A 19,883-nucleotide genomic window follows, 5' to 3' on the forward strand; every position below is an offset into this window, starting at 1 on the left:
CCGGGTATAGACTTGACCTAAGAGATAACCTATTAGGTCATCTATCCAGTAAGCTCCTTTTTTATAGAAACCTCTTATAAGATTGCCAAGATAGAGCTTTTAATATTTACTTATTCTAAAGACTAGTTCAACTTCTGGCTTGCCCGCTAAATGATGAGAGGGCGTGCTGTTTATCTTTTTCTTTAGCCTGATTTCTTAAATACTGTATTACAATTTACTTCCTTTACAGAAATAGTTTTAAGCGCTACTATAATGTAGAGTGATATTTAATCATAAGTCTTTAAAATGGAGCCTGTTAAATGGTTAATCATGATTCCTCTCTTCCCTCTTTGCCACGCAAAAGCTTTACTATCATTTGGCGGACTTTAATCACGAGCTTCTTAGCCGTTTTAGTTGGTATAATTTTTTTACCCTCTATTCTTTCCACCAAGTGGGGGAATAAACAGCTAGAGAAACTAATCAATTCTCATATTGCAGGGAAAATAACTTTCCAACATTTAACGCTGAGCTGGTTTGGAGAGCAAACATTAGCAGATACTCTTCTTTTCAATAACGAAGAGCAAAAAATTGGGTCATTAGATAGAGCTGCTGCAAAAACTCCTCTTTGGAAGCTACTTTTTAATCAGGGAAAAAATGGAAATTTCGAGTTTAGCGGGCTAAATGCAGAAATTATTCAATATCCTGAAGGCCGTACAAACATTCATTATGCTCTGCAAGCTAGAAATTCTCCTAAAACATCCCTCGAGCAAAAATTATTAGTAATTTTATTAAAAGACATGTCCCTTTCTACTTCACTAGAAAAAGATAATCATATTTATATAAGTGGACATACTGTGCAAGGCCAGCAAGAAGGTTTCTTTAATCTTCAAGCTTCCATAAACAATCAAAAAAACAGCTCCAAATTTTTTATTTCCCACCCTTTCAATTCTCAGCCCATAGGTGCTATTCAATTACAGGTGGAAGCAAGAGATTTTCCCGTCAGTTTATTAGATGAAACAATAGCCCTTTTAGATGCCCGCTATCGCGGCCTATTAAGGGCATTTTTAGGAGAGACATTAAATTTACAACTTCATCAATCTAACAGCGCAGAGGGAATGGGCCTGAGGTTGAATATTAAATCACCTTGGGTGCAAGGCATGATAAGTGGCTTATTAAAAGATGATCGCATCCTTGTAAAAGAATCGGACTTTATTGAAATTAATTTGCAGCCTCATTTTGTAGATCTTATTAACCAGTTCGTTTCAGATAATAATAAGTTTCAGCTCAAGCAAGCTACCAAAGGACATTTTAACCTGAATGCCATGGAATTGGTTGTTGCTTCTGAGAAAAAAAGTAAGAATTACATCGATGTTATCAATTCTTACATGCAAGCAAAGTTAGTGATTGATCAGGCTGATTTATCGTTCTCACAGCCAATAGGAAATATTTCTTTGAAAAAATTTAATCTCATGCTTGATGCATTAGATAAAAGCAGTAAAATCATCCTTAACATTGATAGCCAAATCTTAAGAAATCATTCACTTACTCAAATGAACTTCAAGGGCCAGTTGAATAAAGTGTTTAGGCCTAAAATTGCTAGCGTGTTGAAAAATGCAGAAATATCATTGGATCTTAAAGGACTTCCGCTTTTACTTGTGGAAGAGATGAGTAGCCATCCTCATTTACTTGTAGACACTTTAGGTCAAACTTTTGATGCGCAAATTAATTTCTCTTATAAAGACTCCCCTCTTCTTGCTCTTAAATTTGCTTCCGACACCCTTGAGATGGATACTATCTACTTAAACTTCTCACCTCATCTAACTTTAATCGAGCCTACAAAGATTAATTACCAGCTTCCCTCCTCATTGTTAAACAAATGGTTCCTCCATAAATACCCCTTAAAATCTCAAGACTTAGTACCCATCGAAGTTATCCTAAAAAAAATAGAAATACCTACTCTTGATGTTGAAGGATTAAAAAAAGCAACGCTTGCTGCTCAGATCAGTATTCCACAAGTTAATCTCCTTAACTTTAACAATGAGAGGCTGCTTGAAGTTACCAACATTCAAGGAGAACTGGAAGGAAAGCCGCTAGCAAGAAGTAGAACAACTTTTACAGCTAAATTGGCTCCTCCCCCTAATAATCTGTCTTTAAAGCATTTGCTAGGGACGGAAGCTGATCTGCAGCTGATTGCTGACATAGAAAATAAGCCTGCAGGAGTAATGATTGAAGAACTTAAGGCAGAAATTAACAGCTCTCTAGGGCAAGCCCAATTCAGCGGACGCTTAGAAAATTTTGAAAAACTTTTTCTTAGTTCCCCTGCTACTATTAGCTACACATTGACCCCTAAGGCTCTAAAGGCTTTAAGCCTTAACACCAACTCCTTAGAGGATTCTTCAAAAATTTATATAAGCATGGAAGCAGACAAAAAGGGCATCAATTTTCTAGACTTAACTTCTTCAAATTTTAAAGGATTGATAAAAATTGATCAGCTCAACCTGTCCGAAAACGCGGGTGCCATTCACCATTTGTCTCTACCTTGGGAAGTTAAGGAGGTTGATAATAGCATTCACCTGCAAATCGAAGGTCTAACTAAATTATATGGTACCCATGAAGAGGGCTCGATAAATGGCTTTATTCGCCTAACTAATTGGGGAGAAGGAGGCCAATTAAATTTTTCTAAAATGCAGCTAAAAAGCAAGCTTCAGCTTGTTAACTTTCCTGTCATTCTTCTAGAAAAAGTTAGAGGATATCAGGATTTGAGCATGCTTATAGGAAAATCATTTAATATAGATGCTTTGCTTGATCTTTCAAATTTTAACCAGCCAGAAGGCAGTATGCAGTTAGCATGGAGTGGCAAAGGAACTAAAGGACAAGGAAATTTCGAAATTAAGAAGGGAATGGTCATAGCCAAGACTAGCTCTCCATGTACCGCCCAATTTACCTTAACTCCCGAGCGCTTTCAGATCATTCGTCAACGCATGCTAAATCCCAATAAAAAATCACCACATGTTATTTTAACTGGTTCTTCCACAATTTTATTAGACATAAATTCCCTAGCCTTTCCCTTGCATGCTAACGATCATCCCCATTGGTTAAAAGCAAGTATTAATTCTCACATCTACGTGGATCATTTAAATATTGACGATAAAAGCACTCCTAGCCATGTGTGGATCAAAAACATCCGAGGAAAAGTTAAAAGTCAGCAGCTAGCCCAAAGCATTGCTTTTTCTTTGGAAGGAGACCACGGTGTCGCATCCGATCATTCCTCTCTTCCCTTTTCAGTCATGGGTCAAATGAATCATTTATTTAGCTCATCTGGCAAGTTAAACACGGATCATTTAACAATGTCGCTTGAGGCTCAATGTAAGCAGTTTCCTGTCAAAGCTTTAACTCAATTTGCAAGTGTGGGAAATCTTTTACCTCAGCGCATTTCGGCCATTTTAGGCGATTATGTGAATGCTGATGTACGTATAAAGATTGATCGTTTGCATGGGCCCATTATTGCTAATTTAAATGGAAAAAGAGGAAGTATAGCTTTAGATGCAACCTTAAAAAAGGGTATTTTAACCCTTAATCAAGATTTTCATACTCAGATAGCTCTCACCCCCGAGTTAGGTAAATATGTATTAGAAGATATTCTTCCTTTAACTAAAGGATTGATTGGGTCTGACAATCCTCTTAATATTAATATTAAAGCGGAAGGATTTAGCTTACCCATCAAAAACTTTGATATTAAAGCGGTTAAAGTAGGCGCTGCTTCTCTAGAACTTGGAAAAGTACGTTTTAAGAAAGGGGGGCAATTAGGTTCTATTCTAAGCCTGTTTAATACTACTAAAAGCGATAATATCTGCGTTTGGTTTACACCTTTATACATAAATATGCAGGCAGGAAAGATGTTCTTCCAGCGTATGGATATGCTAATTATGAATTCCTACCCTATTGCTACGTGGGGAAGTGTAAATCTAGATAAGAACCGCGTGGATATGACAATTGGCCTGACGGCTCAATCTTTAATTAACGGCTTTAACATTACTGGTTTAGCGAAAGATTATATGCTACAAATTCCTTTTAAAGGCAAAATTAACAATGCTTCTATCGATACAAAGAGAGCAACAGCAAAAATTGCGGCTTTAGTAGCTGCTAATCGAGGGCCTGAAGGAATGTTAATCGGTACTGCTCTGCATATTGCTGCAGGAGGCTTAAAAGAGGGAAAAGCTCCCGCTCCTACAACTCATCCTTTGCCATGGAGTACAGAAAATGGAACGCTAAGTTCAGAAGAGACATTACCTCCTAATTCCAGTTCTTCTAGCCATCCTTTGCATAAGGTAGAAGAAAAAGCCTCTTCTTTGTTGCGTAATCTATTGCCTTTTTAGGTTCAAGTGCTCTTAAAAATGTACGCAAAAATACTTTTAACTCACCTTACACACAGATGAGTTGAAAAAATTATTCTAAGGGTATATTTTTTTCTTTGAAATGAGGAGAAAAAAATGAAACTTGATCTTCTTGATATTTATACGGATTATCTTATCAGCCAAAACCAACAAGCACCAGTCACAGGGCTATCGAATCTTTAAGATGGCCAGATTAGCCATGACAAAATCATCCGTTTTCTTAATAACAATCATGGCGGATCAAAAGAATTTTGGCAGTATGTTAAAAAGCAAGTGCGCCATCTAGAACAAGATAAAGTCGGGAAGCTATTTCCCACCGCCTGTAAAAGCGGTGCCAATACCAAAGAAAAGTGGTGGAGAAAGAATCTTGGGAATACCTACGGTAAGTGATAGACTAGCTCAAATAGCCTATCAAGAACTGCAAACTTTACAAAGAAATTCTATGTCTGCGTAAGATGAGCTCTTAATTGCCGTCCAAAAACCCAAACTAGAGGTTATCTAATTGTTTTCGCCATATAGCAAGCTTTTTAGGTGATTTTTCTCTTATTTCCTCGTAGTTCAGCATTAATTTATCCTTGCAGAAATAAGTTGTTGTCTTGTCAGAAATTTGAAGTTGCTGGCCTTTAACTGAAAAGCTGTTTGCAGCAAAGAAACAAACGCTAGCGATTAAAGGAAATGCTTCAATGCTCATTTTTAATAAAGCCTTCTTATCAACTTTTTTGAGGCCCCCGACAGCATACCATTTGTCAATAGGGCCACCCTCTTTGAAAATTTGGACGAGAGCATTTAAGGCTTTATTAGCAATTTCGTCTCCTTGCTGTGCCACTTCTCCGAGGGCATTGGCAGCATGTCTTTTGGCAGTATAATCGCCCTCCTTGAGAATTTGGATAAAAGCGTCTACCGCTTCCTTAGGAAGCTTGCCTCCTTGCTCTGCCACCATTCCTAGAGCATCGGCAGCAGCATATGTGGCATCGCTATCCCCCTCTTTGAGAATTTGGATAAGAGCATTTAGTGCTTCCTTAGGAAGCTTTTCTCCTTGTTTTGCTACTGCTCTTAGGGCATCGGCAGCACGCCTTTTGATACCATAATCGCCCTCCTTGAGAGCTTGGATGAGAGCATCTAACCCCTCCTTAGGAAGCTTGCCTCCATGCTTTGCCACTACTCCTAAAACATCGACATTAAACATTTTAGCAGCACGATCGCCTTCCTGAGGAATTGGGACAAGAGCATCTACCGCTTCCTTAGGAAGCTTGCCTCCTTGCTCTGCCAGGATTGCTAGAGCATCGGCAGCAGCAAATATGGCATCACTATCCCCCTTCTTGAGAATTTGGATGAGAGCGTCTACCGCTTCCTTAGGAAGCTTGCCTCCTTGCTCTGCCACCATTGCTAGAGCATCGGCAGCATGCCTTTTGGCAGTATAATCGCCCTCCTTGAGAATTTGGATAAAAGCGTCTACCGCTTCCTTAGGAAGCTTGCCTCCTTGCTCTGCCAGGATTGCTAGAGCATCGGCAGCAGCAGATATGGCATCACTATCCCCCTTCTTGAGAATTTGGATGAGAGCGTCTACCGCTTCCTTAGGAAGCTTGCCTCCTTGCTCTGCCACCATTCCTAGAGCTGTGGCAGCAGCAGATATGGCATCACTATCGCCCTCCTTGAGAATTTGAATGAGAGCATTTAGCATCTCCTTAGCAAACTCGCCTCCTTGCTCTACCACCATTGCTAGAGCATCGGCAGCAGCAGATATGGCATCACTATCCCCCTCCTTGAGAATTTGAATGAGAGCATTTAGCGCCTCCTTAGCAAACTCGCCTCCCTGCTCTGCCACCATTGCTAGAGCTGTGGCAGCAGCAGATATGGCATCACTATCCCCCACCTTGAGAATTTGAATGAGAGCGTCTACCACCTCCTTAGTAAATTCGCCTCCTTGTCCTGTCGCTAGTGCTAGAGCATAGGCAGCAACATATGTGGCATCGCTATCCCCCTCTTTGAGAATTTGGATAAGAGCATTTAGTGCTTCCTTAGGAAGCTTGCTTCCTTGCTCTGCCAATGTTTCTATATAATAGGCAGCAATACATGTGACATCACTATCCCCCTCCATAAGAATTTGAGCAAGAGCATCTGCCGCTTCCTTAGGAAGCTTGCCAATTTGCCCTACCACTATATTTAAAGCACGGGCTGCAGTGTCTTTAGCACCATAACAGTTATCACGGTCCTTAAGAATCTTAACAATCGATCTTACTATTTCTAGACATAATCTTTGCTCTTTTGCTATGAGGTTTGCTAAGTTCATTAGCATGAGTAGCATGTTTTTTATGGTATGTGGGTCAGATAATAATCGTTCGATAGTATGCATTATTTTAGGATGATTAAAAAGGCTTTTATTCCTAAGCAATCCTTCAAAGTCTAAACCTAACAAGGAGAGATCTATCATATAGTCTTTTACAAGCTCTATGAAACCCTCGTACTGCCTCACCTGAGTAGGATTTTGACACTCTTCAAAACAACTCGCAATCAAATGGAGTTCGCTTCTGACAGCTAGGTCGTGAGGTTCAGCAAAAAGGTCATCAAAAAAGGATTGTAGCGGGCTTGAATTTAAATAACGTCGATTACGTGAAGTAGACAAGGAAAGATATCCCGCAATCATGCGCAAGACTAGGATATAACGGGGCTCAAACTTATAATTGCATAAAAAACTTTGACATGCTTGTCTATTTTCTCCTTGCAGATATTGATTGGCAACTTTTGAAGCGGTTAGAAATTCTTGAAAGGTTAAGTGAATAAAATACCCTTTTCCTTCAGGAATGCGAAGAAGTCCACAATCGGCAAGCTCATTGGATGTGATTGCGTTGCCTCTAAAGTCATCGATCTCTTGCTTTCCTAAATAAAGGGTATTGTTTTCCATGGCAAAAAAAGCCATTTCTTCAAAAGCTGTAGCAATTTTGGCTACTTCTTGATTATAACGCAGGTTTTTCTCTGTAAGAATTTTCTCCTTAGTTTGACTGGATTGGCCTTGATCAATTCTTCTTAATAGAAACCATTTATACATCCAGTTAACAATCCGTTCGTAAATAGCCGTCATCGTAATGGATTGAGTAGAATCAAAAACCTCTGGCTCTTCGTTAAAGAGGCAGCAAAGAAGAGTCAAGTTAATGGGAATTTGAGCAAGACTTAAGACCTGGGGAGAGCTTTGTAATAAGTGGTAAAGTTTTTGTTTTTTTTCTTCTGCTTGAACTTGTTTGAAAAATCTATCGATATAACGTTCGACCCCTTCTTTATCAAAACCTAAAAGCTCTAGCTCACAAGAACGGTTAAAAGAGCAGCTTCCAGGTCTTGAGGTAATTAGAATATGGGGAAATAACTCTTTTAGCTCCTTAAAGGCTGTAGCCAGGCTTGTATTTCCTTGAGCTTCTGCAGAAAGTTCATCATAGCCATCTAAAACAAGAAGAGTTTTCTCCCGTAAAATGGCATTGTTTATACAAGCCTCAATTGCTCTTGAATCAATTTTGCCTGCATATTCCCTAGCAATAAGATCAGCGGGAGTATACTCTGTATCAGCAGGATATTTCTTTAAAGTAAGGTTTCTTAAAGGAATCCAAAAAAGATAAGAAAAAATGCCTTGCCAAAGCTCCTCTTTTGCCCAGCGATAGGCAATATAGTGGCATAAAGTGCTCTTACCAATTCCTGCTGCGCCTTGAATGTAAATTCTTTTAGCATTTTCTTTTTCAAGGCTTTTGTGCTCGAAAAGCTTTTCAATTTCAATATTTTGTTTAGGTTCGTAGATGGTTTCAAAGGTTGGGATGCGATCATCTTGTATTTGCTGGGAATGTTTATCAAGTGCTTGGTCACGCACTCTTCTTTCTTTGCTTTCAATGATCCCTAAGCGTACATAAATGTCTTCTAAAGGAACTTTAAATTCCCACTCTTGCTCTGCTTTAATTCTAAAAATAGAAAGGGTTTTTTGAGAAAGGTAAAGGCTTCGAAGAGAGTTAATGAGAGTTTGTGGATTGAGGGGTACTTGAGACAAGGGCTGCAATGCATGGTATTGAATAATAGGGCTAATAAGCAGCCTTGCATTTTGCTCTAAATGGATTTGACTAGCGTTAGCCTGGACATTAAAATGTCCAGGCGTGGCTTGCAAAGCTGTAAGACTGTGCTCACAACCATCTAACCCATCAGCAGAGCGTTGTACTGATGGGCTGCTTACTTTGGGTTGTTTCCAAACACCCCTGTAGCTAACAATTGAGCAGTTTTTTCAGAAGGATTGGCCACTACCGCGGATTGAGAATGAGATTCTTGATACATATGGCTTACTCTTGCTTTTCCTCCATTTATACCCATTACCAAGTTTTTTGCATGTGGGCCTATCCTATGATGTTCATCTATAGCACTCCCTTCAGAGATAGGTTCTAGAAGCTTGGGAGTTTGCAGAGGCACTGGAGTGGGAATAACGGATGGTGAATCTTTTATCTCTTCTTTTTGCTCAGCTTTAAAAAGGATGCGTAAATTTTTTCCCCATAGATAGCCCTTTTGCTCTAATCTAGAAGCGCAAACCAGGCCGATTAATTTAGCGCTAATCGATAAATAAAGCTTTTTCTCCTGTTCAAAATAACGCGTTTTTTCTTCTTCGGTAGAAAGAGCACGTAATTGTTGTATTAATTCAAGTGTTTTTCTAGGTTTTTCAGCATCTAAAACCGTAGGGTTTGATTTAATACGCTGGATAATTTTTGCTTGATCATTTAGAAGAGCTAACTCTTCCTCTGTAAAAGTGAGATAAGCATTGTGTCTTACCTGTTTAGCTTTAAGATAGGTAAACTTAGGTAAATCCTTTCCTTTTCTACCTTGTGCTAAACGATTTATGATCCTGTCTTCCAGCTCTGCATTGCGTCCACTAAAAATAAGATTAAAAAGCCGCTGTCCATACTTGGCTGTATAATAAGCGACCTCTTCAGAAGAATAACCTTTATGAATTAATTCTTTACTATGTAAAAGCTTAAAGCCTACTTGCTGAAGAGCCGAGCCTAATAGGGTTTGTTGCGAGATAGGAAGGTCTGCGGCACCGCTTTGTCCATTCACGACATGATACACAGCGGACCGACACACATAAGCTTCATTAGCAAATGTGCTGGCTAGGATTTGACGAGATTGATGCTTTATTTGCAGTTGAGCTATTTCAATGATTTTTTGGCGTAGTGAATCTTTTAACTTACGGCAACTTTCTTCCAATACAGCGCAATTCTTTTGCTTTATTTCAATCAGCTCTTGGATATCTTCATCGTCACTATTATGGTCTAATTTTTTTAAGTCGGCCAGCTTTTTATCTAATGTTTGCTTTTTTGCCTCTAATTCATCCATTAAAGGCTTCCTTTTACTCTTTAAAGCTAGGATTTGTTCATAGCAATCTGTACATTGTTCTAAATGTTCAAAATAGAGCCTGTTAAGAGCGGCAATTGTAATGTCTTGTGCACGTACTGGTAGAGGATCTAATTGGCTTAGCTGCTGTATTTTATCATTAAGTTTGTTTAGATAATGATTGTGTATGTTTTCTACCCCTTGAAAAATGGCATCATAATCTTGCTGACAGAGCGAGATGTGGGTTTCTTGGGCATCTTTAGGCAATTCTGCTTTAAGGGTTTTGCTTAGCCTTTTTTTAACAAGATCTTTAAATGCTTGCCATTCCTCTTGCTCCAAGCTAGCATGCAGGGAGAATAAACTTGCCGCCATTTCTTGAACATGTTTTTGATATTTATACTCTTTAAATATTTTGGTAAATTCTTCTTCAGAAAAAAGCCTCTCTCCTTGAATTAAGGGATTATTTTCTTCATCGTGAAGAAATTTGGGATAGATTTCTTTATCTTTGGCTAGGGTATCTGCATAGGCATTCGAATCTCGCTGGGAAGCAGAGGTCATCTTAAATAGTTCTTCCGAAATGCTATAAAAACCATCAATGATAGCATTGGTAATGCGACCTTCAAAATCGGGTCCTTCCCTTTTAATCCTTGCTTCTGCATGCTCAAAAAAAGAGCCTTCTCCTGTAAACGTGGTTAGAATAGAAGTATCAATATCGGAGGTTAATTTGCGGCTACCAGGAGCTTTAATAGCAATCTTGCACTTTTGCGACTTTTCTAAATCTCTAGGCACATGAATTGTTTTTTGGGTGACTATAAATTCGTACCATTTCGCCGTAAAGGTATACCCATCAGTAGCCGTTTTCGCTATCCTACCTGCTATTTCAGCTTCTAAATTAAAATAAGAAGAAGGAAATATTCTTAAAATTGCTTCTCGGTAGCTGGCATAGTCGACTATATCGCGGTCCTCTATGTGGGTTTGCATCTTTTGAGCAGCTTGCTCCTGAGCGCCCGCCTCTAGGTAAAAAGTTGTGACATATAATTTCTTGAGGGTTTCCCAATCGGTATCTCCTAGCTTTTCAAACCGTTGGATTGCAGGAAAATCTCGTTGAATAGACATAGACATAGTGACCTCTTTGGTTAATTTAATACTATGTTATGAAAAAATGGGCCTCCTAATAAACAAGGAAGGGGTAATTAATTTCTTTCCATCCTTTGGTTTATTCATAACTTAATGATAGTTAAGGATTTTAGTTTTATGCAAGTTTTTTAGTTTAAGAATAGGCTATTAGCATTAAAAATATCTTTGTTAAAGACCTTGATAATCTAGCCCACATTCAGCAAGTTAATTTCCATGAGTATATAATTTCTGAAAAAGGGTCCTAAAACTTGTAACATATGTTATATATTAGGATTTAAATTAAGGATTAGCTTTTTCATACCTTCAAGGGTACATTTTATCAAGAGATAAACACCTTCAAGAACTCGGAAGATCCAACGCAGGGTAGGCATCTTTGTAGGCTTTCCTAATTGATTAACAATAGAGGTAGATAATCTTTGTAATTGTTGACGCAAGTGACGCTGAGTAAGGATATAGACCAGCAAGCAAAGACATATAATCATGGCTAAAGCTATAATCCTTTACTTATTTTTAAGGAATGCCAAATAGATCTAGTAACGAGCAGATGCCCTTGCTGCCATCTACAAACACGCCCTGAACTTAAAGAAAATGAGCCATGCTTGCGCGGCCCTAGATTGGAAGGTTTTATTAATCTGCTGATGGGCCAATTTTTTTTTAACTAAGTTTAAAATAAAAAACCATGATTGTTTAGATCATGGTTTTTAAAATTTCTGGATAGAAATAAGGGCGTCTATTAATCGTAATTTCTATCACGATTAGAACGCTGTCCTCCTCTAGAATAGGAATCTCCACCGTTGCCACGAGGGCTTCTACTGTCACGGCCACCACCACCTGCACCTGGTTGGCGCTCTTGGGCGGGACTTAAATGAAGATTACGCTCTAAGAAAGGCTTTTCATTAAGTTCGTGGATGCATTTTGCAGCTTCATCATCAGCTTCCATTTCTACAAATCCAAAACCTTTAGATTTGCCTGTGTACTGATCTTTAATAATTTTGATGGAGACAACAGTTCCAAAAGCTTCAAAAAGAGGCTTTAAAGTCTCTTCACTTGCTTTCCAGGATAAATTGCCTACAAAAATTTTCTTCATATGGACTCCGTTTGAAATATTATAATAATTTTTTACTGTATTTTTTTATGTTTAAAAGCAAGTATTTAAAGGTAAGAAGAGCTAGCATTAGGGTGGTAAGCAACCGCTCTCCTTTGCTAACTTTTACTTAAATGCTTAGTTTATAAATTTTTAGATCCTTGTGGCTTACAATCGTAAGGATGTGAAAGAATATTAAAAAAATTTAGCATGAATTCTAGTAATTTAATAAAGTAAGATTATTTTATATAATTGATAATGCTTCTATTTACCTGTATTTCTAGCTTCTATACTTTATTTAATAACTAAATCTGCCTACATCGTTTTATTCAAGCTGCGAAGTTAAAAAATTGGAAAAACCATGGCTTAAACCATGGTTTTTAGAAATCGTTTAAGATCGATAATCTTATTACTCAGATGCAAAAGATCTATCTCGATTAGAACGTTGACCACCCCGGTGATAGGAGTCCCCACCGTTGCCGCGAGGGCTTCTATTATCACGACCACCACCTGCACCAGCTTGACGCTCTTGGGCGGGGCTCAAGCGCAAATTACGCTCTAAGAAAGGCTTTTCATTAAGCTCGTGGATGCATTTTGCAGCTTCATCATCAGTTTCCATCTCAACAAATCCAAAACCTTTAGATTTGCCTGTATACTGATCTTTAATAATTTTGATGGAGACAACAGTTCCAAAAGCTTCAAAAAGAGGCTTTAAAGTCTCTTCACTTGCTTTCCAGGATAAGTTGCCTACAAAAATTTTCTTCATATGGACTCCATTTTGGGTTGGTTAACAACTGCAATATTAAAGGAGAAAAAGAGAGATCTATAAAAAGCTCTTAAGCGCTAGGAAAGAATGATTTATAAGATAAAGGCTATTGGTACGAGCCCTTAGACCTTATAAGTAAACTGTGTTGGGAAATCTTGAAAATTTGACATCTAATGAAGCCCAAACATAGTCCAAGAGAAGATTAAAAGATTTAAAATTCTCTAGTTTCATAATTTTTCTTACGACTTTAAATACTTATTAGATACTAGCTCGCCTCATTAAATTGCAGATACTCAAATTATCAGCTTTTTTTAGATTAATGTCTACAGATTTGTAAAATTATAATTTTTAGCCTAGCTGATTCTTTTATAAAAGTTTTATCAGCCTACTGAACTTTATACTTTAATTTTTGAAAATAAAGAAATCTATTCACAAAATCTTCTGTTAAACCATTAAGAGTTTTAGTTAATAAATCGGAAAAATCTTTTTTTGGTGAAGTAATCAGCTCTTGTTTCTCCCAGGTAATTGCTTGATAAATAATTCCTTTTTCTAAAGAGACACGCTTTAGACTAACAGGTTCAAATAAACGACATGAACAGCTAGCAGTATAGAACTGATCGATAGAATCAACTAACACTAGTACATGAAACAGAGGTAAGAAAGGCTGGTTAGCTTCATGCAAAGTTGTTGAGCTAATCCCTATTCTGGCAAGTTTTTCTTGAATATGCCCTTTCACTTCTTCTTCATTAATGTCAAAATTCTTATTCTCGCCCTTCACTAGCTCTAAAGTTATGCGAATATTTGGTTTTAAGTTATATAAATTATCGCTTCCCACCCACTGATTGTCTTTTAAACTTACGATCCCTGGCAAGGTAAAAGGGAAGCCCTCACTTGAAATAGGATTTAAAGGCTTTTTAAAGGAAATAAGGGGAGCTTTTAATGATCCAGAAGCTTGAGCAGTAGAAATAGCCGAAGGATGGTGATTAATTGAAGAAGAAGGTGGATTTGCACACACCATACTCGCCTTCAAATGCACCGCTAAAATAAAAGCATAAACTATTCTTACCATAGACTTCCTTAAAATATTAGTTTTTCGTAGAAAAAGACAACAGACTAGGAGAGCTATCTTTATTTATTTTAAAGGATTTAAAGAAGTATTCGAATTCTAAGCTAGGATCAGCTGCCGATTTAGACAATACGGATAAAACATACAGTTTGTTTTTAGCTAAAAAGGCACGTCCTTTAATAGTATAAGACTCATTAGTAATTAAAAATTCTACATTTTTAATATCCTCTAGGCTTCCTTGCTGAAACTTTTCTAATCTGTTTCCTGGGTTTGATACCACCATATCATCGACAATATTTTTTAAAGCCTTTTCACTATCTCGTATTTTGTTAACGTCTAAAAAGGATATTACGCTAATCATAAAGACATGATCATTATTTTCTGAGACATACATCTCATATTGCTTAGATTCTTTAGTTTTACTATCTAAGGCCCGATCGGTAGCGTGCTGGGGTATAGTAGGAAATTTTGAAGTAAAGCTTTTGGAAGCTGGTATATAATCTATCCACCCTTCAAGGACAGGTTCAGAAACGCTGCTATTTTCTTTATAGGAATTCTTTGAAGCCAAAAACATGTCGTCTACAATATTTTTTCCGTATCCATACAAAGTAAAAGCTCCAATTAAACTTACAATAATACTACCCACTAGAAAACTTTTGAACATAGACCATCCCATCCACTTGTTGTATGATTAAATTTTTTTATAACGGATCCCTCATAATGCTACAACAAAAATAAGAAAAGAAAAATTTTTGCTATTTTTATCCGCAGAGAATGCTAGCTAAATTTACTTTACGTCTTTAAAAATAATTCATTTGCTTTGAATGATAAGTGGATAGATTTAAATAAATTAATTAATTGAAAAACAAGGCTTTTATCTTTAATTTTAAGCTTGCTGGAAAGAATAGTTGCTTGACTTGTACTTTAATAGACCTTGCACACCGTCTGGTTTTGCAGGAGGAGGAGGATTGATATGAAAGAAAATTTTTCTTTACTCGCACTCATTATATTTTTGCTTTCAGCTTGCCAAAATGAAAAGGTGCCTAAAAAACAAGAAGCTATACTTAGATTGGCTTACGAGGAGTCTCCCTCCAGCATGGACCCACGCTATCCAGCTAATTTAATTACTAAAAATCTTTTGCATATGCTCTATGAGGGTTTGATGAAGATAGATCATCAAGGCAACGTTATCCCAGCAGTAGCCCTATCTGTAGAAGTATCTGCTGATTTAAAAACTTATACTTTTGTCCTCAAGGATACAAAATGGAGTGATGGCACTCCTTTAACAGCAAAAGATTTCGAACAATCATGGATGAGTGTTTTACTCCCTTCTTTTCCAAGCAAAAATCTTGATCTACTCTATATAATTAAAGGTGCCAAGGCATTTAAAGAAGGAAGTGGCTCTGCAGAAGCAGTAGGCATTAAAGCGTTAGATTCTAAGCATCTAATGATCCAGCTGGAAAATCCTACTCCTTATTTTTTAAAGGCAGTAACCACCCCTCTGTATTTTCCCGTTCATCCTTCTCTAGGATTCCTCCAGAAAAAGGAAAATTATCCCTTAGTAACTAATGGCCTCTTTAAAGTTAGAGAATGGAAACCCTCAGAAAAAATTGTTCTCGTTAAAAATTCCAGTTATTGGGATGCAAAAGTGGTCGCTATCGACGCTGTGGTCTTGTCGGCGATGGATGGAAACAAAGCTTACAAAATGTTTGAAAGAGGAAAGGTGGATTATGTGGGCTCCCCTTTAAGCCATTTACCCTTACAGGCTGTGCCGACCTTAAAACACCAAGATCTATTAAAGATTAAGCCTGCAGCAATTATGCATGGGCTACACTTCAATACAAAAGCTAACTTCCTAAGCAATGTCAAAATACGTAAAGCTTTTAACATGGCCCTAAATAGAAAAGTTATTGCTGAGCTGGCTACCCAAGGAACTAACTTGCCTGCAACAGGGATAATTCCACCCCTAGAAGATTGGGAAGCTATAAACTACTCTCAAGACAATGATCTTCCAGCAGCTTGGCAATTATTTCAAGAGGCTTTACAAGAAATGGAAATGGATAAAGATTCTCTCCCTCAGCTTACCTTAACTTATGCTAATACAGACATGCAAGGAACAATTGCTCAAGCTGTGCAGCAGCAGTGGAATCATGCATTTGGTTTTACCATTCAGCTACAAAAGCAAGAACCTGAAGTTTTCGCCCAATATATTGAAAAAGGAGATTACCAAATCACGTTGAATTCATGGGGTACAAGATTTAGTGATCCTCTAGGTTTTTTAGAAAACTTTAATTATAAAATTTACAATCTCACCCTTAGCCAGAACGAAAACGCAAAATATCTTGATTTATTAGCTTCTTCTTACTTGGAAAAAGATAGCGATACACGCAGAAAATATTTAGAAAATGCTGAAAAACTTCTTATGGACTCCATGCCTATTGCTCCTTTGCTTTTTGGTTCTTTCCCTTATGCAGAAAGCGAGAATTTAGGAGGTATAGGCCTATCAGACATAGGGATTTTAGACATTAAATATGTCTTTTTAAAAGATATAAATGAGGGTCCCCCTTAATCTTTTAAGCCTATTATTAACTTTAGCAATAAGCCTAAAAAGGCAGTCCTGATCAAAAGGAAAGGCTTTTTCACTTACTCCCCGTCCATTTAAAGGGGTTGCTTCAAGATAACTACATAAGCAGCTGTTTAAAAACATTGGACAAGGTTTTCTAAATTTTATCTTTTTATTTAGAGATCTCCTTTTTGTCCTCAAAAAGCTTTTCCTTTACTTCAATTAAAATATATCTATCACTTTTTTCTGCTATTACGGCCTATTGCCTCCCCCCTCCTTGCCTAGTTTAGAATATCTTTATAAAAATCTTCTCCTAAGCGTTAAAGCTTGCCTATCTACTATTTTTGTTCATTAGAGTAAAAGGCTTACTATGGGTGATTTCCTCAGGGCCAAAAAACTGCATAGGGCCAGGATTGATATAATCATCATTTAAGCGCCATTTGACACTTTCTTGCTTAAAATAATTAAAGATAGGGCTTGTTAATTCGACTAATGCTTTTTTAATCACCGGCTTAGTTTTTCCATGACGTTCTTCTAAATGAATCATAGAAACAAGAGGTACACCACAAAGTTCCCAATTTTCTATAGGCTCATTCAATTTTTGTATGCATGCCATATAGCCAGTTGCTCCCGCCTGAATCAATAATGTAGCTAGATGACCTAAGGTATAACAGTATTGGCTATCGAAATTAGAAGGTAAGCAAGCGCGACCTTCATAACCGCAAAATAGAGGCTGAGGATTAAATTTTACCACGGAAGAATGTTGAGCTAATCGTTTTGTTAACTCTTGGCGGACAGTTTCAATAAGAAGACGCTCGGTATCAATTTTAGCTACTTGTACATTGCCATGAGGGTCACGATCCAGCAATAGCTGCATTTGAATATCTTCGGGTAAAGTTTGTAAGCTTTGCTGAGCTTTTAAAGAAAGAAAAGATTTAATATAATTAATTTTTTCTTGGTTAGGTATTAAAGATTCAATTTTTTCAGCATACATTTGCTTTGTGCTTAAGAGGGTATTCAATTCTTTGATTAGGATTTTGTATTCTGGAATAAATTCAATAAGCCCTTCAGGGATCAATATGGCGCCATAGTTTTTGCCACTTTTAGCACGTTCAATTATTAAGTCCGCTATTATATGGGTAATATCTTGAAGAGTCCATCCTTGCGCTTCAACTTCTTCTCCAATAAGAGCCAAATTGGGGTGGGTGTTCAGAGCCACTTCTAGCACAATATGAGAAGCTGTTCGCCCCATAAGCTTGATAAAAAATGTATATTTTTCTGCCGATAAAGCATCGACAAGAATATTTCCTACAAATTCAGAATATGTTTTTGTGGCCGAATCAAACCCAAAAGAAAGTTCAATAAATTCATTTTTTAAATCCCCATCAATTGTCTTGGGTACACCAATTACTTTAGTAGCCATTCCCTGGCTTAAAAAATACTCTGCAAGCAAAGCGGCATTTGTATTAGAGTCATCCCCACCCACAATAACCAAACCATCGAGCTTTAAATCTTTTACTGTTTGAGCAGCTGCTAAAAATTGCTGTGAGGTTTCTATCTTTGTCCTACCTGCTCCAATTAAATTAAAGCCCCCTTGATTACGATAAGAAGCTAAAACTTCCGCATTAATTTCTATATATTTATTTTTAACGATACCATCGGGTCCTCCTAAAAATCCAAAGAGCTGGCTATCAACATGCAATTTTTTTAAAGAATCAAACAACCCAGAAGCAATATTGTGTCCTCCGGCTGCTTGACCTCCAGAAAACACAAAGCCTATACGCATAGGAAATTGTTCTTGAATTTGGCTCTTTGCGACTTTTAAGTGAGGTCGCTGATAAGTATGGGGAAAGAGATGTGCTAAGGCAGAATCTTTCACCACTAAATTGCCGGTAGGAATAAGAGCAAGTGAATGGATGTCATTTAATAAAGGCGGTAACAAAGGTTGGTATTCCATGCGGATTTTCTGTAAAGTACTAGGCATAAAAGCTCCTGCTCTATAAATTACTATTTATTTCTTCACAATGTGGCTTTAAACCAATTGACTGTTTCAGCAATAACTAACTCTTGATCATTTTTATGGGTAAAATGATGGTCCCCTTTTGGTATTTTTATAAATTTAGAGGTTGCTCGCGCAGTTGAGCGTTTATTTTCATATAGGTTTGCATGATCTACTTTAACCACGCTATCTTTTAGCCCGTGGATATGCAACAAAGGCACATCGGCTAAGGCTTCTAAAGTAGGTGCTAGATCAACATTGAAGAACTCCTCAAAAAATATAGGGCTACCTTGTTGTCCCTCAATGCTTAGCAATTGTTCGCGTACCTTTGCAGGTGTATGAACGTCATGGAAAATACGCCAGGCCTCTTGCCACTGTGCTGTGTTGTATAGAGGAGCCCATAAAGCAAGGCTTTTAATGTTCTTATGCGAGTGCGCTGCCATAAGAGCTATTGCCGCACCGAAAGAGCGGCCCATAACACCTAGACGATAAGGATCAATACGCGCATGCTTTTGCAAATAGCTTAAGCTGGCGCCGGCATCTTTTAACAATCCTTTCACACTTGCTTCGCAAAAATCTCCATCGCTATCGCCACAACCTCGAAAGTCTATACGAAGGGATGCTATTCCCCTCTTTGCTAATTCTTTAGCTAAAGTAACAGCAGTGCGAAAACGGCCTATCTTATTCCCTGCTAAACCATGGCACATTAAAATACCAGGAACTTTTTCTCCCTTTAAAGGAAGGTGTAAAACACCAAAGAGCTTGTATCCTTCCACTTCAAGAACGATAGCTTCTTTCTCCTCTACTCTTTCCATTGAAATCTTTCCTTTACATTCAAGCAGGTTAAAAGCAAAGCCTCTGAGAGCTGCGACTTATACTTCAATTAACTAATTACAGCGCATAGCTCATCTAATAATTTCCTAGCGATATAGACAGGAAGAATGCAGATGCATGGCCTGCCTGGTAATTATTTAGCAAGACCCCTAATATATTGCCCTTAATGCGTACAAGTACAATAAAAAGTAGATATGCTTTAGATGCAATGCCTCTTTCTTCTTCTTAAGCAATCTGATTTACCTTTAATTGCACGCCTCAATCGTTAGTTTTTTTCTTTTTTCTTCACTTTTGCAATTAAATTGTCTCCAAATGTTTTATATATTACGTCTATAGGCCCGGCTGTCAACAAAAAGATGCAATTATTATCTTTAGCGGATGAAACCAACGAGCTAGCAGCTCTATAAATAAACATTAAAAAACATTTTGCTGGGACTAAACTTCTTGATTTTAACTACAAATGAGGTCTTAACTCTAGCGAGGTAGAAATAAGAGTGGCTTTATTATTTCTTACTGTCAATTGAGCGCACTCATCTATAGCTATCAGAAGAATACTATTTCCTAGCCACCTTGAAAAAATGGTGCATTATTTATTAATTAATCGATTTAGTAAATCTTTGTTTAAAGGACCCGTCAAGTATATCCTTTGAAAGACCGTTAGCGTTATTAATACTTTTTACGACCTGATCAATATCCAGCATGGCTTGGTAAG

11 protein-coding genes and 1 pseudogene are annotated in these 19,883 nt (G+C 37.6%); 3 read left to right on the forward strand and 9 right to left on the reverse strand.

The window, feature by feature from the left end; genetic code table 11:
- The first annotated feature begins 299 nt into the window (after positions 1 to 299).
- Positions 300 to 4,355 carry a hypothetical protein gene (locus TY21_RS04425; protein WP_042244208.1) on the forward strand — a complete coding sequence of 1,352 codons (4,056 nt, stop codon included), beginning with the start codon at positions 300 to 302 and terminating at the stop codon, positions 4,353 to 4,355.
- 298 nt (positions 4,356 to 4,653) lie between these two features.
- A pseudogene (locus tag TY21_RS11830) lies at positions 4,654 to 4,794 on the forward strand (group II intron reverse transcriptase/maturase); the annotation flags it as partial.
- 66 nt (positions 4,795 to 4,860) lie between these two features.
- Here TY21_RS11830 and TY21_RS04435 read toward each other — a convergent pair.
- From TY21_RS04435 to TY21_RS04465, 7 genes are all read right to left on the reverse strand, one after another.
- Positions 4,861 to 8,511: a HEAT repeat domain-containing protein gene (locus TY21_RS04435; protein WP_130589535.1), complete on the reverse strand. Its 3,651-nt coding sequence runs from the start codon at positions 8,509 to 8,511 to the stop codon at positions 4,861 to 4,863.
- Positions 8,512 to 8,573: 62 nt separating this feature from the next.
- Positions 8,574 to 10,844: a hypothetical protein gene (locus TY21_RS04440; protein ID WP_042244212.1), complete on the reverse strand. Its 2,271-nt coding sequence runs from the start codon at positions 10,842 to 10,844 to the stop codon at positions 8,574 to 8,576.
- 275 nt (positions 10,845 to 11,119) lie between these two features.
- Complete coding sequence (locus tag TY21_RS04445; protein WP_042244214.1) at positions 11,120 to 11,341, reverse strand: hypothetical protein; 222 nt, start codon at positions 11,339 to 11,341, stop codon at positions 11,120 to 11,122.
- A 251-nt stretch (positions 11,342 to 11,592) separates the two neighbouring features.
- The gene (locus tag TY21_RS04450) at positions 11,593 to 11,946 is read right to left on the reverse strand and encodes an RNA-binding protein (RefSeq protein WP_042244216.1); all 354 of its coding nucleotides are present in this window, start codon (positions 11,944 to 11,946) and stop codon (positions 11,593 to 11,595) included.
- 406 nt (positions 11,947 to 12,352) lie between these two features.
- Entirely contained in the window at positions 12,353 to 12,709 is a 357-nt protein-coding gene (locus tag TY21_RS04455; RefSeq protein WP_039384534.1) for an RNA-binding protein, read from the reverse strand.
- A 385-nt stretch (positions 12,710 to 13,094) separates the two neighbouring features.
- Positions 13,095 to 13,778 carry a hypothetical protein gene (locus TY21_RS04460; protein ID WP_042244219.1) on the reverse strand — a complete coding sequence of 228 codons (684 nt, stop codon included), beginning with the start codon at positions 13,776 to 13,778 and terminating at the stop codon, positions 13,095 to 13,097.
- Positions 13,779 to 13,794: 16 nt separating this feature from the next.
- Positions 13,795 to 14,439 (reverse strand): hypothetical protein, encoded by a 645-nt coding sequence (locus tag TY21_RS04465; RefSeq protein ID WP_042244221.1) that lies wholly within the window; start codon positions 14,437 to 14,439, stop codon positions 13,795 to 13,797.
- Between the two features lie 309 nt (positions 14,440 to 14,748).
- On the opposite strand from TY21_RS04465, the gene TY21_RS04470 reads away from it, so the two are divergent.
- On the forward strand, positions 14,749 to 16,344 hold the full coding sequence (locus tag TY21_RS04470; protein WP_042244223.1) for a peptide ABC transporter substrate-binding protein: 1,596 nt from the start codon (positions 14,749 to 14,751) through the stop codon (positions 16,342 to 16,344).
- Between the two features lie 325 nt (positions 16,345 to 16,669).
- On the opposite strand, the gene TY21_RS04475 is transcribed toward TY21_RS04470, so the two are convergent.
- Entirely contained in the window at positions 16,670 to 18,322 is a 1,653-nt protein-coding gene (locus TY21_RS04475; RefSeq protein ID WP_042244225.1) for a diphosphate--fructose-6-phosphate 1-phosphotransferase, read from the reverse strand.
- 35 nt (positions 18,323 to 18,357) lie between these two features.
- Positions 18,358 to 19,152: a S9 family peptidase gene (locus TY21_RS04480; RefSeq protein ID WP_042244227.1), complete on the reverse strand. Its 795-nt coding sequence runs from the start codon at positions 19,150 to 19,152 to the stop codon at positions 18,358 to 18,360.
- Between the last annotated feature and the right edge of the window lie 731 nt (positions 19,153 to 19,883).

The organism is Neochlamydia sp. S13 (assembly GCF_000648235.2).
Classification (GTDB): domain Bacteria; phylum Chlamydiota; class Chlamydiia; order Chlamydiales; family Parachlamydiaceae; genus Neochlamydia.

Bases quoted from the DNA above. Each gene is read 5' to 3' on its own strand.
- TY21_RS04425 (WP_042244208.1), top strand. From the start codon at position 300: ATGGTTAATCATGATTCCTCTCTTCCCTCTTTGCCACGCAAAAGCTTT.
- TY21_RS04440 (WP_042244212.1), bottom strand. From the start codon at position 10,844: ATGTCTATGTCTATTCAACGAGATTTTCCTGCAATCCAACGGTTTGAA.
- TY21_RS04445 (WP_042244214.1), bottom strand. From the start codon at position 11,341: ATGATTATATGTCTTTGCTTGCTGGTCTATATCCTTACTCAGCGTCAC.
- TY21_RS04450 (WP_042244216.1), bottom strand. From the start codon at position 11,946: ATGAAGAAAATTTTTGTAGGCAATTTATCCTGGAAAGCAAGTGAAGAG.
- TY21_RS04455 (WP_039384534.1), bottom strand. From the start codon at position 12,709: ATGAAGAAAATTTTTGTAGGCAACTTATCCTGGAAAGCAAGTGAAGAG.
- TY21_RS04460 (WP_042244219.1), bottom strand. From the start codon at position 13,778: ATGGTAAGAATAGTTTATGCTTTTATTTTAGCGGTGCATTTGAAGGCG.
- TY21_RS04465 (WP_042244221.1), bottom strand. From the start codon at position 14,439: ATGTTCAAAAGTTTTCTAGTGGGTAGTATTATTGTAAGTTTAATTGGA.
- TY21_RS04470 (WP_042244223.1), top strand. From the start codon at position 14,749: ATGAAAGAAAATTTTTCTTTACTCGCACTCATTATATTTTTGCTTTCA.
- TY21_RS04475 (WP_042244225.1), bottom strand. From the start codon at position 18,322: ATGCCTAGTACTTTACAGAAAATCCGCATGGAATACCAACCTTTGTTA.
- TY21_RS04480 (WP_042244227.1), bottom strand. From the start codon at position 19,152: ATGGAAAGAGTAGAGGAGAAAGAAGCTATCGTTCTTGAAGTGGAAGGA.